Source organism: Pseudomonas sp. NPDC089408 (genome assembly GCF_044749445.1).
In the GTDB taxonomy this organism is placed as follows: Bacteria; Pseudomonadota; Gammaproteobacteria; order Pseudomonadales; family Pseudomonadaceae; genus Aquipseudomonas.
This window is the reverse complement of record NZ_JBIVHY010000007.1, coordinates 14868-29264: the sequence shown is the minus strand read 5'-3', so window position 1 is coordinate 29264 and position 14397 is coordinate 14868. Positions and strand designations below refer to the sequence as shown.

The following is a 14397-nucleotide window of genomic DNA, read 5'->3' as shown; positions in this document are numbered from 1 at the left end:
AAATCTTGGGGGCGCTTCGCACCCCTCTCGCGACACAAGGCCGCTCCTACAGGGGGCCGCGGCAGCCTGATCAATCCTTGATTAGCCCGCGCAAAACGGCACGCGCCTCTTCGCTACGCAAGCACTCGATAAACAACCGGCTCTCCCGCGCTACCGTCGCCTCCAGCTCTGCCCGCTGGCTTTCCTTGAGCAAGCGCTTGCTGATCCGCAACGCCGCCTGGGGATACCCTTGCAACTGCCGCGCCAGCGTGCGCGCCGCAGCCAGGCACTGTTCGCCATCTTCGTGCAGCGCATTGGCAAGCCCCCAGGCCACCGCCTGCTCGCCATCAAGCAAGGTGTTGCCCAGCAGCAAGCTGGCAGCACGGGCCTGGCCCAGCAAGCGTGGCAGCAACAGGCTGGAGCCGAACTCCGGGCACACCCCCAAGGGCGCAAACGGCATGCGCAGCTTGGCCGAGCGGCTGACCAGCACCTGGTCGCAGTGCAACAGCAAGGTGGCACCGATGCCGATCGCCGCACCACTGACCGCAGCAAGCAACGGCTTGTCCAGGCTCATGACCACGCGCATCAGGCGGAACACCGGGCTGTCCAGGTCGCTGGGCGGGTTGTCGAGGAAGTCGCGAAGGTCGTTGCCCGCAGTAAAGCACTGCGGGTTGCCGGTGATGAGGATGACCTCGACAGCGGGGTCTTCACTTGCTGCCAGCAGCAGGTCACCCAACTGCTGGTACATGGCGTTGTTCAGCGCATTGAGCTTGTCGGGGCGGTTGAAGGCCAGGGTCAGCAGGCCCTGGTCCAGGTCGCGTGTGATCAGGTCGTTCATGGCAGCCGCTTTTGTTGTTGTGGTTGGCCCGGTCGGGCATGGGTGCTCAGGGTTTATCATGCGGTCCGGCTTGTTGTACAGTCGTTCAGTCCAGCCTGTTACCGCCAGCCCCTGCGAAGAGACCCGCCGATGAATCAGGAAGCCCGCTACCACCGCATGCTGCCGGAACTGCGCAAAGCCAACCTGGTCGAGGCGACTCTGGTGTGCCTCAAGCGCCATGGCTTCCAGGGTGCTTCGATCCGCAAGATCTCGGCCGAGGCCGGGGTTTCGGTCGGGCTGATCAGCCATCACTATGCCGGCAAGGACGAACTGGTGGCCGAAGCCTACATGGCCGTCACCGGCCGGGTGATGGGCCTGCTGCGCGAGGCCATGGCCCAGGCTGCGCCCAATGCGCGCGAGCGGCTGTCGGCGTTCTTCCGTGCGTCGTTTTGCAGCGAGTTGCTCGACCCGCAATTGCTCGACGCCTGGCTGGCGTTCTGGGGCGCGGTGAAAACCGCCGAGGCAATCAACCAGGTGCACGACCACTCTTACGGCGAGTACCGCAACGAACTCTGCCGGCTGCTGGCCAGCCTGGCTGAAGAGGAAGGCTGGGAGGGCTTCAATGCCGACCTGGCGGCCATCAGCCTCAGCGCCTTGCTCGATGGCCTGTGGCTGGAGTCGGGGCTCAACCCCGGCACCTTCACCCCTGAGCAGGGCGTGGTCATCTGCGAAGCCTGGGTCGACGGCCTGCAGGCCGGTGGCCGGCGGCGCTTCAGCCTGCCCGAGGGCTGTTGATCACCCGTTCAGTAACGAGTACGCTGCTGTCGCGAGTGTGTAGAACAACACCAATAAAAAAGAGACAACACGCAATGACGCCTCGGGTATTGATCGTCGATGACGATCCGCTTATTCGTGACTTGCTGCAGGCCTACCTGTCCCAGGAAGGCTACGACGTACACTGCGCCGACACCGCAGAAAAGGCCGAAGCCCTGCTGGGCAGCCAGGACGTTGACCTGGTGCTGCTGGACATCCGCCTGCCCGGCAAGGATGGCCTCACCCTGACCCGCGAACTGCGCGTGCGTTCGGAGGTCGGCATCATCCTCATCACCGGGCGCAACGACGACATCGACCGCATTGTCGGCCTGGAATGCGGCGCCGATGACTACGTGATCAAACCGCTCAACCCCCGCGAGCTGGTGTCCCGCGCCAAGAACCTGATCCGCCGCGTGCGTCATGCCCGCGAAGTACACCCGGCGCCGGCCTGCGCACAATCGCTGAAGCAGTTCGCCGACTGGGCGCTGGACACCGACCGCCGGCGGCTGATTGATGCCAGGGGCGGGCAAACCCTGCTCACCCACGGCGAGTTCCAGTTGCTCAGCGTGTTCTTGCGCAACAGCGGCCACACCCTTAGCCGTGACCAGTTGATGGACCAGATCCGCAACCGCGAATGGGTGCCCAACGACCGCTCCATCGACGTGCTGGTCGGCCGCCTGCGGCGCAAGCTGCATGACGACCCGGCCGAGCCGCAACTGATCATCACCATCCATGGCACCGGCTACCTGTTCACCGCCAGCGTGGCGGCATGACCTGCCGCGCCTGGCTGCTGGCCCTGGCGTTGCTCGCTGCGCAGGCCAGTGCCACAGAGCCGGTGCGCTACTGCGACTACCCGGTGTACCCGCCGATTTCCTGGAGCGACGGCCACCAGGTGCGTGGCGTGGCGCCGACCGTGGTGCGCGAGTTGTTTGCCCGTATGGGCTACCCGGTGCAGACCGTGGTGCTGGGCAACTGGAAGCGCTGCCTGATGGACGCCGCCGCCGGGCGGGTGGACGTGGTGCTGGCCTATAACAGCGACCAGCGCGACCAGCGCATGCGTTTTTCTTCGGTGCCGGTGCTGCGCGAGGAAGTGGCGGTGTTCTACAACCGCCAGCGGCCGGTGCAGTTCCAGCAGCTGGAAGACCTGGCCGGCTACCGCGGTGGCCTGCTGTATGGCGAAAGCTACGGCGCCGAGTTCGACCGTTTTGTCGCCCGTCACCAGAACATCGAGCGGGTGTCTTCCAGCCAGCAGAACTTTGGCAAGTTGATCCGCGGGCGCATCGATTACGTGATCCAGGAGCGGCGCACCGGCCTGCTGTTCATCGAGCACCTGCCCGGCGCGCAGGACATTCGCGCCTTGCCCACCGCGCTCAGCGTGGACTACCTGCGCGTGGCCGTGTCGCGGCAATCGCCCTTGAGCCGGCACATGGCTGAAATCGACGCACAGCTGCAGCGCATGAACCAGGCCGGCGAGATTCAGCGCTGGCTGGAGCAGAGCGAAGTCACCTACCGTGACATGATCAACCTGCCGGCGGATGCCCGATGATCCGCCTGCGCACCGATGGCCTGTTACGCCGGCTGTTGCTGTTCATTCTGCTGTTCAGCCTGTGTTTCACCGTGCTGGCCAGTTCGGTGCAACTGTACTTTGAATACCGCCGCGAGATGCGTGATATCGAGGCGCGCATGGCGTTGATCCGCGCCGGCTACCTGGCCAGCCTGGAGCGCAGCCTGTGGGACCTGGACGAGGCACAGCTGGACGTGCAACTGCGTGGCTTGGTGGACTTTTCCGACGTGGCGCGGGTGCGCCTGGTCAGCGATGATTTCCAGCTGTTGCGCGGCGTGGCCGAGCCCAAGGGGCCGTTGCGCATCGAGCGTTTTCCGCTTGATTACCAGCCTCCGTCAGGGCCGGCCAGGCACCTGGGCGAGCTGGAGGTCAGCATCGACCTGGGTGCGGTGCACCGTCGGCTGTACGCCACCGGCTTGGCCAGCCTGCTGTGGATGGGGGTGTTCCTGTGTGGCCTGGCGGTGGCATTGTCGGGGCTGTTCTACCGCCTGGTCACCCGCCACCTGCAGGTGATGGCCGAGTTCGCCCGCCGTATTGGCGCCGGCCAATGGCAGGAGCCTTTGCGCCTGGGCCGTCGCCCGTCGGCGCGCGCAGATGAAATCGACACGGTGGCCAACGCGCTGGACGACATGCGCCGGGCCATCCTCAGTGATATCGAACGGCGCGAGCGCGACCGCCTGGCGTTGCAGGACAAACGTGATGAACTGCAGGCCATGGTCGAGCGGCGTACCGCCAGCCTGGCCCGGGCCAAGGACGACGCCGAGGCTGCCAACCTGGCCAAGTCGCGCTTTCTGGCAACCATGAGCCATGAGCTGCGCACGCCGCTCAATGGTATCCTCGGCATGGCCGAGTTGCTGCGTGGCGCCCGGCTGCAGGCGGCCGACCGCCAGCGTGTCGAAGCCTTGTACAAGGCTGGCGAGGGGCTACTGGCGATCCTCAACGAAGTGCTGTATTTCGCCCGCCTTGAAGAGGGCGAGAGCCGCGCCGAACGGGTCGGGTTTTCGCTGCGCCAGTTGTGCCAGGAGGTGCTGACGCTGCTTGAACCCATGGCTATGGATAACGGCGACACCTTGCAACTGGTGATCGATGAAACATTGGCCGATTACCAACAGGGTGCCGAGCAGTACCTGCGCCAGGTGCTGAGCAACCTGCTGGCCAATGCCATCAAGTTTACCGAGCACGGCCAGGTGCAGCTCAAAGTGCAGGTGCTGGCCAGCGGCGAAACCGCACAGCGTTTGCGGCTGTCGGTCAGTGACAACGGCATTGGCATCGAACCCGATGTGCAGGCGCGGATCTTCGACCGTTTCGTCCAGGCCAGCGAGGCGGTAGCGCGGCGCTATGGCGGCACTGGCCTGGGCCTGGCGATCTGCAAGCACCTGGTGGAAAAGCTGGGGGGCAGCATCGGCCTGCAGAGCGTGCAAGGGCAGGGCAGCTGTTTCTGGTTCGAACTCGACATGGCGTGTGGGCAACCCGCACCAGCCAGTTCAGTCGCCCCGCTGCCGTTGCCCAGCCTGGATATCCTGGTGGTCGAAGACGTGGCGCTGAACCGCGAGGTGGCAGGGGGCCTGCTGCTGCGCGAGGGCCACCGGGTCAGCTTTGCCGAAGATGCCGGGCAGGCCCTGCAAGCCTGTGCCCTGCAGCGCTTCGACCTGATCCTGCTCGACGTGCACCTGCCGGGCATGAGCGGGGTGGAGTTGTGCCAGCAGTTGCGCGCCACGCCGGGGCCGAACCGCCACAGCCGCATGCTGGCGCTGACGGCCGGCGTGCAGCCGGGGCAAGTGCCGGGTTATCTGGACGCCGGCATGCAGGGGGTGCTCGCCAAACCCTTGCGGTTGGCCAACCTGCGCGAGGCGTTGGCTGAAGTCGCCCCCCGTGAAGTGGCTGGCACTGACGCACACATGGACTGGCCACTGCTGGACACCCACCGCTCGCTGCTGGGTGAGCAGAAGCTGCAGGGCCTGCTGACGGTGCTGCGCCAGTCGCTGAAGCAGCACGCCACGGCGCTGGCCGAGGCACTGCCGGCCCAGGACTTTACCGAAGTACAGCACCTGGCCCATCGCCTGGCCGGCAGTTGTGATTCGCTGGGCTTTTCCGGGCTCGCTGCAGTGTTACGTCGCCTCGAAGACGCGGCCCGGCAACACGACGCACAGGCATTGCAAGCGCTCGACGAGCCGCTGGCCAGCCAGCTGGCGCAGGCCCGTACCATCCTGGAACAGTTGATCCAGAGCTGACGTACAAAAAACTTACGACTTTTTACATCTTCGATCCGTTCGTACAACGGCACCTTACATCCGTTTCCAATAATCCATGGCAACCGCGTCGTACGCGGTCCATGAGGCTTATTGGAGACAACAATAATGACATGCCGTAGCACTCAGCCCCTCTTCTACATCACACCGCGCGGGCTCGCCGCGTGGCCCTGCACCGGCCGCAAGGGCGAGGTGTGCCATGACTGACAACCACGAGAAAATCCAGCTTACCCGTGCCCTGAAAAGCCGGCACATCTTCATGCTGTCGTTGGGTGGGGTGATCGGCACCGGCTTGTTCATGGGCTCGGGCGTGACCATCAACCAGGGTGGGCCGGTGGGTGCGATCCTGGCATACCTCGTGGCTGGCCTGTTGATGTACCTGGTAATGGTCTGCCTGGGCGAGCTGTCGGTGCAGATGCCGGTGTCCGGCTCGTTCCAGGCCCATGCCACCAAGTTCATCGGCCCGGCCACCGGCTTCATGATCGGCTGGGTGTACTGGATGAGCTGGGCTACCACCGTGGGCCTGGAGTTCACTGCTGCCGGCATGCTGATGACCCGCTGGTTCCCGGAGGTGCCGATCTGGTACTGGTCGGCGCTGTTCGTGGTGGTGCTGTTCGGCCTCAATGCCCTGGCCACCCGCGCCTTTGGCGAGGCCGAGTACTGGTTCTCGGGGATCAAGGTGGCGACCATCCTTGGCTTTATCGTCATCGGCCTGCTGGTGATTTTCGGCGCCATTCCGCTAAGCAGCGGCGCACCGGCACCGATGCTGAACAACCTGGTGGGCGAATCGTTGTTCCCGCACGGGCTGTCGGCAGTGTTCGCGGTGATGATGACCGTGGTCTATGCCTTCCAGGGCTGCGAGATCATGGGCGTGGCGGCCGGCGAGACCGAGCACCCGGAAAAGAGCATTCCGCGGGCCGTGCGCAACGTGGTGTTCCGTGTACTGATCTTCTACGTGCTGGCGATTGCCGTGCTGTCGGCCATCGTGCCGTACGAGCAGGCCGGGTTGATGGAAAGCCCGTTCGTGCAAGTGTTCGACATGGTCGGCATCCCGTACGCCGCCGACCTGATGAACTTCGTCATCCTTACCGCCATCCTCTCGGTGGGCAACTCCGGGTTGTATGCCTCCACGCGCATTCTCTGGGCCATGTCCAAGAGTGGCATGGCGCCGAAAAGCCTGTCGCCGCTGAGCAAACGTGGCGTACCGCTGCGCGCGCTGAGCATTACCTTGTGCTTTGCGCTGATCTCGCTGATGACCAGCTTTGTCGCCGCGGACACGCTGTTCATGGTGTTGATGGCGATCAGCGGCATGTCTGGCACGGTGACCTGGATCGTCATTGCGCTGGCGCAGTATCGCTTTCGCAAGGCCTACCTGCGTGACGGCGGGCAGCTGCAGGACTTGAAGTACCGCGCGCCGCTGTACCCGCTGGTGCCGCTGCTGTGCATCACCCTGTGCAGTTCGCTGTTCGTGTTCCTGGCGCTGGATGAGACCCAGCGGCCGTCGTTGTACTGGGGCTTTGGTTTTATTGCGCTGTGCTATGCGGCGTATTACCTGGTCAACCGGCGTCGGCAGGGGGCGTTTGCGCCGAGTGCGCCTGGGGTGTAATCCAGGTGTAGGGCGTTGGATTGCCGGGGCCGCTTTGCGGCCCATCGCGACGCAAGGCCGCTCCTACAGGAGACCGTGTCCGGCTGAATCTGAATGCGTTCCCCCTGTAGGAGCGGCCTTGTGTCGCGAAAGGGGCGCAACGCGCCCCCGGCAATCCCACAGTTGTACAAAGTTGTAACAACCACCTCCCACCTAGCGCTTAATAAATAAAATAAAACCTTTAAAAACAATAAGTTAAATAGATTTTAAACGCTGTTACAGGCCCATTTCCCCCCAATTGCCGCCTTGTTGAACACTCGTTTAGTATCTCCCTCATCAAGCCCTCCCCATAACCACCACAACAACCCGAGGCCCCCCATGACCACCCCGTCGTCGTCACTGTTGAGCAAGGTCGAAGCCGGCGTTGCCTGGATCACCCTCAACCGCCCCGAGCAGCGCAATGCGCTGGATATCCCCACCCTCAAGCAACTGCACGCGCTGCTGGAAACCTGCAACGGTGACCCGGCCGTGCGCGTGGTGGTGTTGACTGGCAGCGGCCGCAGTTTCTGCGCCGGCGCCGACCTGGCCGAGTGGGCCGCAGCCGAAGCCCAGGGCACCCTGGAAAGCTACGGCTGGACCGAAACCGCCCACGCCCTGATGTTGCGACTGCACAGCCTCGACAAGCCGACCATTGCCGCCATCAACGGCACCGCCGTGGGCGGTGGCATGGACCTCAGCCTCTGCTGCGACCTGCGCATCGCGGCCGCGTCGGCACGCTTCAAGGCCGGCTACACCAGCATGGGCTACAGCCCCGATGCCGGCGCCAGCTGGCACCTGCCTCGGCTGATCGGCAGCGAGCAGGCCAAGCGCCTGCTGTTCCTCGACGAACTGTGGGGCGCCGAACGTGCCCTGGCCGCCGGGCTGGTCAGCGAAGTCTGCGCCGACGAGCAACTGCCCGCCGTTGCCGCCGAACTGGCCGGGCGCCTGGCCAACGGCCCGACCTTTGCCTACGCGCAGACCAAGCAACTGATCCGCGACGGCGCCCGGCGCACCCTGGCCGAACAGCTGGAGGCTGAACGCCTGGCCGGCCTGCTGTGCGGCCGTAGCCAGGATGGCGCCGAAGCCTTGCAAGCTTCGATGGAACGCCGCGCACCCCGTTTCACCGGCCAGTAAGCCAATACCCGACCCTCATCAGGACCTTCGCAGATGAATTTCCAACTGACCCAAGAACAAGAAATGTTGGTGGAAGCGGTACGCAGCTTTGTCGCCAAGGAGCTGCTGCCCCACGAGGAAGCGGTGGACCGCGCCGACGCGGTGTCGCCAGAGCTGGCCGCGCAGATCCGCGGCAAGGCTATAGCTGCCGGGTTCTATGCCTTTAACATGCCTGAGGAAGTCGGCGGCGGTGGCCTGGACTACCTGTCCCAGGCGCTGATCGAGCGCGAGCTGTCCAAGGTGTCCTGGGCGCTGCATGTGTTCGTCGCGCGGCCGTCGAAAATCCTCATGGCCTGCAAGGACGAGCAGGTCAACGATTACCTGCTGCCGTGCGTGCAGGGCGAGAAAACCGACTGCTTTGCTCTCACCGAACCCGGTGCCGGCTCGGATGCCAATGCCATCAAGACCCGTGCCGTGCGCCAGGGCGATGACTTTGTCATCAACGGCAGCAAGCATTTCATCAGCCACGCCGGCCATGCCGACTTCGCCATTGTCTTCGCCGTGACCGACACCTACGAGCACAACGGCCGCAAGCGCAATGCGGTCACCGCGTTGCTGGTCGACCGGGGCACCCCGGGCATGACCATTCGCCGTGGCCCCAAGTGCGTGAGCAACCGTGGCTACCACACCTACGAACTGTTCTTCGACGATTGCCGGGTGCCGGCCAGCAAGGTCCTGGGCGAAGTCGGCAAGGGCTGGGAAGTGGCGAATGCCTGGCTCACGGCCGGCCGCGTGATGGTTGCGGCCAACTGCGTGGGCCAGGCCCAGCGTGCGCTTGACCTGTCGCTGCAGTGGGCCGCCGACCGTAAACAGTTCGGCCAGGCCATCGGCAGCTACCAGGGCGTGTCGTTCAAGCTGGCCGACATGGCCACGCAGATTCGTGCCGCAGAAATGCTCACCCTGCACACCGCCTGGAAGATGGACCAAGGCAGCATGACCGACGGCGAGGCCGGTATGGCCAAGCTGTTCGCCAGCGAGACGCTGGGCAAGGTGGCCGATGAAGCCGTGCAGATCTTCGGCGGCATGGGCCTGATGGATGAAGGGCCGGTCGAGCGCATCTGGCGTAACGCACGTATCGAACGCATCTGGGAAGGTACTTCGGAGATCCAGCGACACATCATCGCCCGCGAACTGCTGCGCCCGCTGCTGCGCTGACTGCCAGGAGAACCCCCATGTCGCAATCGATACGTGACAACCTCAAGCGCCTGTTGGCGCCCCGGCACCTGGCCTTCGTGGGCGGGCGCAGCATGGTGCGGGCGCTCAAGCGCTGCGCCGAAGGTGGCTTTGGCGGCGAGCTGTGGCTGGTCAACCCGCAGCACCAAAGCCTCGAGGGTATCCCCTGCGTGGCACGGGTGGCCGACTTGCCCTACGCCCCGGACGCGGTGTTCATTGCCACCAACCGTGAGCTGACCTTGCAGTGCGTTGCCGAGTTTGCCGCACGCGGCGCCGGTGGCGCCATCTGCTACGCCTCGGGCTTTGCCGAAAGCGGCGAGGAAGGCCGCCAGCTGCAGCAGCGCCTGCTCGATGCCGCCGGCACCATGGCCTTGCTCGGCCCCAACTGCTACGGCCTGCTCGACTACCTGCACGGCGCCGCGCTGTGGCCGGTGGCGCACGGCGGCCAGCAGGTGGAACAGGGCGTGGCGATCCTCACCCAGAGCGGCAACTTCGCCTACAACCTGTCGATGTGCGACCGCTCGCTGCCGGTGGCCTATATGGCTTCGGTCGGCAACCAGGCGCAACTGGGCGTGGCCGAACTGATGGACGTGCTGCTCGACGACCCACGGGTGACCGCCATCGGCCTGCACCTGGAAGGCCTGAAGAACGTGCCGGGCTTCGCCCGTGCTGCCAGCAAAGCCTTGCAGCAGGGTACACCGATCATTGCGCTGAAGACCGGTGTGTCGCAGATCGGTGCCGAACTGGCGCTCAGCCACACCAGTTCGCTGTCCGGCTCCGATGCCCTGTACGACAGCTTGTTCCAGCGGCTGGGGGTGATCCGCGTCAGCGGCCCGGTGAGCTTCGTCGAAACCCTCAAAGCTGCCGCCTGTGGGCGCTTGCCGGCAGACGGCGAGCTGATCGCGCTGGCCTGTTCGGGTGGCGATGCCGGCCTGATTGCCGACTATGCCGAGCGTAACCAGTTGAGCTTGCCGAAGCTTGCCCAAACGCAGGTGGCAACGCTGGCCAAAGTGCTGCCGGCCTATGCCAACCTGGTCAACCCACTGGACTTCACCACCGCCATCTGGGGGGATGAAGCAGCCCTGCAACGCATGCTCGACAGCACCCTTGGCGGTGCTGCCGACGCGGCCATGCTGGTGCTGGACTACCCGGCGGAGTTCACTGGCGAGCGCAAGGAGTGTGACCTGCTGCTGGCGCTGTACTGCGATGCGCTCGAGCGCCACGGCAAAATCGGCTTCGTCACCTCGGCCTTCCCCGAGTTGTTGCCTGCCAGCGCGCGCGAGCGCCTGCATGCGCGCGGCATCGCTGCCCTGCAGGGCGTGGAAGACGGCATGGCAGCCTGGGGCCGCATTGTCGCCTACCAGCGCAATCGCTCGCAGCTACTGGAACAGGGCGAGGCTGCACGGGTACCGCTGTGCCCGCAGGCCCTGGCCGGTGAAACCCGCCTGCTGGACGAGTGGCAATCCAAGCAAGCCTTGCGTGCTTTCGGCCTGCCGGTGCCGGCCGGCGTGCTGAGCACGCCCGAGCGCGCCGTTACGGACGCCGCCCAGGTGGGCTACCCGCTGGTGCTCAAGGCCGTCAGTGCGCAGCTGCCACACAAGACCGAAGCTGGCGCGGTGGCGCTGAACCTGCGCGATGCCGCCGCCCTTGAAGCCGCGCTGGTACAGATGCGCCAACGCATCGCCGCCTATGCCCCGCAGGTGCCGTTCGACCAGGTACTGCTGGAGCCGATGGCCGAGCCGCCATTGGCCGAACTGATCGTCGGCATCAAGCGCGAGAACGACTTCGCCCTGGCCCTGGTGATCGGCGCCGGCGGTGTGCTGGTCGAGCTGTTGAAAGACAGCGTCAGCCTGCTGCTGCCCACCACCGACCGCGCCATTCGAGCGGCGCTGCTGAACCTGCGCAGTGCCAGCCTGCTGCAAGGCTTCCGGGGCCGCCCGGCTGCCGACCTCGACGCCTTGGTCGCGGCCATCCGTGCGGTGGCCGACTATGCCTGCGAAAACGCTGGGCAGCTTCTGGAGCTGGATGTGAACCCATTGATGGTCGGTGCCCACGGCACCACCGCGGTCGACGCGCTGATCCGCCTCGGCCAGGCGCAAGGAGAACGACATGAATGACCTGACCCTGACCGCCGGCCAGGCGCTGGTGCGCCTGCTGGCCAACTACGGCGTGGAAACAGTGTTCGGCATCCCCGGGGTGCACACCCTGGAGCTGTACCGTGGCCTGCCGGGCAGCGGCATACGCCATGTGCTGACCCGCCACGAGCAAGGCGCCGGCTTCATGGCCGACGGCTATGCCCGGGTAAGTGGCAAGCCGGGCGTGTGCTTCGTCATTACCGGCCCGGGCGTGACCAACGCCGCCACCGCCATCGGCCAGGCCTACGCCGACTCGGTGCCGATGCTGGTGATTTCCAGCGTCAACCACACCGCCAGCCTGGGCAAGGGCTGGGGCTGCCTGCATGAAACCCAGGACCAGCGCGCCATGACCGCGCCGATCACCGCGTTCTCTGCCGTGGCGTTGCGTGGCGAAGACCTGCCCGAGCTGATCGCCCGGGCCTGGGCGGTGTTCGACAGCGAACGGCCGCGCCCGGTGCATATCTCGGTGCCGCTGGACGTGCTGGCTGCGCCGGTCAGCCGTGACTGGAGCCATGACGTGGTACGCCGCCCCGGTCGTGGCCAGCCGTGCCGCGAAATCCTTGACCAGGCGGCCCTGAAGCTGGCCGCTGCTAAGCGGCCGATGATCATTGCCGGTGGCGGTGCATTGCACGCGGCCGAACAATTGCAGCAACTGAGCACCCGGTTGGCTGCGCCGCTGTTCACCAGCGTGGCCGGCAAAGGCCTTTTGCCGCCGGACGCCCCCCTGAATGCCGGGTCCAGCCTGTGCGTGGAGCCCGGCTGGCAGTTGATCAGCCAGGCTGACGTGGTGCTGGCGGTGGGCACCGAAATGGCCGATACCGACTACTGGCGTGAGCGTTTGCCGCTCAATGGCGAACTGCTGCGCGTGGATATCGACCCGCGCAAGTTCAACGACTTCTACCCCTGTGCCATGGCCCTGCACGGTGACGCCCGGCAAACCCTGGCCGGTCTGCTCGAACACTTGCCGGAACTCAAGCGCGACCCGGCCCAGGCCAGTGAGGCGGTGGCCAACCTGCGCCAGGCCATCCGCAACGGCCATGCATCGTTGCAGGCCACGCACCAGGCGATTCTGGACCGCATTGCCGCGGTACTGCCCAGCGACGCCTTCATCAGCAGCGACATGACCCAACTGGCCTACACCGGCAACTACGCCTTTGCCAGCCAGGCGCCGCGCAGCTGGCTGCACCCGACCGGCTACGGCACACTCGGCTACGGCCTGCCGGCCGGCATCGGTGGCATGCTCGCCACTGACCATCGCCCCGGCCTGGTGCTGGTCGGCGACGGCGGCTTCCTCTACACCGCCCAGGAACTGGCCACGGCAGTCGAGGAACTGGACCGGCCGCTGGTGGTACTGTTGTGGAACAACGACGCCCTCGGCCAGATCCGCGACGACATGCTCGGCCTGGATATCGAGCCGGTCGGCGTGCTGCCGCGCAACCCGGACTTCATCGGCCTGGCCCGCGCCTTTGGCTGCGCGGTGCGCCAGCCGCGTGACCTGGACGGGCTGCAGGCCGACCTGGCCAGCGGTTTCGCCACACCCGGCGTGACCTTCATCGAACTCAAACACACTTGCGTCTGCTAAGTCGCGCATAACCAAAATAACAAGAGAAACCACCATGCCATTTCGCCGCACCCTGCTGGCTGCATCCCTGGCCCTGCTGATCACCGGCCAGGCCCCGCTGTACGCTGCACCACCGCTGTCGATGGACAACGGCACCAACGCCCTGACCGTGCAGAACAGCAACGCCTGGGTCGAAGTCAGTGCCAGCGCCCTGCAACACAACATCCGCACCTTGCAAGCCGAGCTGGGCGGCAAGTCCAGGCTGTGCGCCGTGCTCAAGGCTGACGCCTATGGCCATGGCATCGGCCTGGTGATGCCGTCGATCATCGCCCAGGGCGTGCCCTGCGTGGCGGTGGCCAGTAACGAAGAGGCCCGTGTGGTCCGCGCCAGCGGCTTTACCGGGCAACTGGTGCGGGTTCGCCTGGCCAGCCTCAGCGAGCTGGAGGACGGCTTGCAGTACGACATGGAAGAGCTGGTCGGCAGCGCCGAATTCGCCCGCCAGGTCGATGCCATTGCCGCACGCCATGGCAAGACCCTGCGCATTCACATGGCGCTCAACTCCAGCGGCATGAGCCGTAACGGGGTGGAGATGACCACCTGGTCCGGCCGTGGCGAAGCGCTGCAGATCACCGACCAGAAACACCTCAAGCTGGTCGCGTTGATGACTCACTTCGCCGTGGAGGACAAGGACGATGTGCGCAAGGGCCTGGCGGCGTTCAACGAACAGACCGACTGGCTGATCAAGCACGCCAGGCTCGACCGCAGCAAGCTCACCCTGCACGCGGCCAACTCGTTCGCTACCCTGGAGGTGCAGGAAGCGCGCCTGGACATGGTACGTACCGGTGGCGCGCTGTTCGGTGACACCGTGCCGGCGCGCACCGAATACAAACGTGCCATGCAGTTCAAGTCGCACGTGGCAGCGGTACACAGTTACCCGGCCGGCAACACCGTTGGCTACGACCGCACCTTCACCCTGGCCCGGGACTCGCGGCTGGCCAACATCACCGTCGGCTACTCCGACGGCTACCGCCGGGTCTTTACCAACAAGGGCCATGTGCTGATCAACGGCCACCGCGTGCCGGTGGTGGGCAAGGTCTCGATGAACACGCTGATGGTGGATGTCACCGATTTTCCGGACGTGAAGGGTGGCAACGAAGTGGTGCTGTTCGGCAAGCAGGCCGGGGCTGAAATAACCCAGGCCGAGATGGAAGAAATCAACGACGCGCTGCTCGCCGACCTGTACACCGTGTGGGGCAGCGCCAACCCGAAGATGCTCGTCGACTGAAACCGCCATTGAAGGGAGATAGCC

Annotated in this window: 11 protein-coding genes; 10 read left to right on the top strand and 1 reads right to left on the bottom strand. The window is 65.3% G+C overall.

Going from position 1 to position 14397, the window contains the following annotated elements:
* Window positions 1-70 precede the first annotated feature (70 nt).
* Window positions 71-817: an enoyl-CoA hydratase-related protein gene (locus tag ACIP02_RS13275; RefSeq protein ID WP_400617162.1), complete on the bottom strand. Its 747-nt coding sequence runs from the start codon at window positions 815-817 to the stop codon at window positions 71-73.
* Between the two features lie 129 nt (window positions 818-946).
* Between ACIP02_RS13275 and ACIP02_RS13270 the strand changes: the two genes are divergently transcribed.
* The 10 genes from ACIP02_RS13270 (at window position 947) to alr (ending at window position 14373) form a co-directional block, all read left to right on the top strand.
* Window positions 947-1591, top strand: a complete 645-nt coding sequence (locus ACIP02_RS13270) for a TetR family transcriptional regulator C-terminal domain-containing protein (protein ID WP_400617159.1) — start codon at window positions 947-949, stop codon at window positions 1589-1591.
* Between the two features lie 74 nt (window positions 1592-1665).
* On the top strand, window positions 1666-2382 hold the full coding sequence (locus tag ACIP02_RS13265; RefSeq protein WP_012271826.1) for a response regulator: 717 nt from the start codon (window positions 1666-1668) through the stop codon (window positions 2380-2382).
* The gene (locus ACIP02_RS13260; protein ID WP_400617155.1) at window positions 2379-3155 is read left to right on the top strand and encodes a substrate-binding periplasmic protein; all 777 of its coding nucleotides are present in this window, start codon (window positions 2379-2381) and stop codon (window positions 3153-3155) included. The genes ACIP02_RS13265 and ACIP02_RS13260 overlap by 4 nt, the downstream gene beginning before the upstream one ends.
* Window positions 3152-5404 (top strand): ATP-binding protein, encoded by a 2253-nt coding sequence (locus ACIP02_RS13255; protein ID WP_400617152.1) that lies wholly within the window; start codon window positions 3152-3154, stop codon window positions 5402-5404. Before ACIP02_RS13260 ends, ACIP02_RS13255 begins: the two co-directional genes overlap by 4 nt.
* A 217-nt stretch (window positions 5405-5621) precedes the next feature.
* Window positions 5622-7028 (top strand): amino acid permease, encoded by a 1407-nt coding sequence (locus ACIP02_RS13250; RefSeq protein WP_400617149.1) that lies wholly within the window; start codon window positions 5622-5624, stop codon window positions 7026-7028.
* Window positions 7029-7385: 357 nt separating this feature from the next.
* Entirely contained in the window at window positions 7386-8180 is a 795-nt protein-coding gene (locus ACIP02_RS13245) for an enoyl-CoA hydratase/isomerase family protein (protein WP_400617146.1), read from the top strand.
* A 33-nt stretch (window positions 8181-8213) separates the two neighbouring features.
* Complete coding sequence (locus tag ACIP02_RS13240; protein ID WP_400617144.1) at window positions 8214-9374, top strand: acyl-CoA dehydrogenase family protein; 1161 nt, start codon at window positions 8214-8216, stop codon at window positions 9372-9374.
* 17 nt (window positions 9375-9391) lie between these two features.
* A complete protein-coding gene (locus ACIP02_RS13235) occupies window positions 9392-11509 on the top strand; it encodes an acetate--CoA ligase family protein (RefSeq protein WP_400617142.1) in 2118 nt (705 codons plus the stop codon).
* Window positions 11502-13109 (top strand): 5-guanidino-2-oxopentanoate decarboxylase, encoded by a 1608-nt coding sequence (locus tag ACIP02_RS13230; protein WP_400617139.1) that lies wholly within the window; start codon window positions 11502-11504, stop codon window positions 13107-13109. Before ACIP02_RS13235 ends, ACIP02_RS13230 begins: the two co-directional genes overlap by 8 nt.
* Before the next feature lie 34 nt (window positions 13110-13143).
* Window positions 13144-14373: an alanine racemase gene (gene alr, locus ACIP02_RS13225; protein WP_400617137.1), complete on the top strand. Its 1230-nt coding sequence runs from the start codon at window positions 13144-13146 to the stop codon at window positions 14371-14373.
* Window positions 14374-14397 lie beyond the last annotated feature (24 nt).

What these genes read in the sequence shown, in the direction of transcription:
- ACIP02_RS13275 (WP_400617162.1), bottom strand. Translation starts at nt 817, where the DNA reads ATGAACGACCTGATCACACGCGACCTGGACCAGGGCCTGCTGACCCTG.
- ACIP02_RS13270 (WP_400617159.1), top strand. Translation starts at nt 947, where the DNA reads ATGAATCAGGAAGCCCGCTACCACCGCATGCTGCCGGAACTGCGCAAA.
- ACIP02_RS13265 (WP_012271826.1), top strand. Translation starts at nt 1,666, where the DNA reads ATGACGCCTCGGGTATTGATCGTCGATGACGATCCGCTTATTCGTGAC.
- ACIP02_RS13260 (WP_400617155.1), top strand. Translation starts at nt 2,379, where the DNA reads ATGACCTGCCGCGCCTGGCTGCTGGCCCTGGCGTTGCTCGCTGCGCAG.
- ACIP02_RS13255 (WP_400617152.1), top strand. Translation starts at nt 3,152, where the DNA reads ATGATCCGCCTGCGCACCGATGGCCTGTTACGCCGGCTGTTGCTGTTC.
- ACIP02_RS13250 (WP_400617149.1), top strand. Translation starts at nt 5,622, where the DNA reads ATGACTGACAACCACGAGAAAATCCAGCTTACCCGTGCCCTGAAAAGC.
- ACIP02_RS13245 (WP_400617146.1), top strand. Translation starts at nt 7,386, where the DNA reads ATGACCACCCCGTCGTCGTCACTGTTGAGCAAGGTCGAAGCCGGCGTT.
- ACIP02_RS13240 (WP_400617144.1), top strand. Translation starts at nt 8,214, where the DNA reads ATGAATTTCCAACTGACCCAAGAACAAGAAATGTTGGTGGAAGCGGTA.
- ACIP02_RS13235 (WP_400617142.1), top strand. Translation starts at nt 9,392, where the DNA reads ATGTCGCAATCGATACGTGACAACCTCAAGCGCCTGTTGGCGCCCCGG.
- ACIP02_RS13230 (WP_400617139.1), top strand. Translation starts at nt 11,502, where the DNA reads ATGAATGACCTGACCCTGACCGCCGGCCAGGCGCTGGTGCGCCTGCTG.
- alr (WP_400617137.1), top strand. Translation starts at nt 13,144, where the DNA reads ATGCCATTTCGCCGCACCCTGCTGGCTGCATCCCTGGCCCTGCTGATC.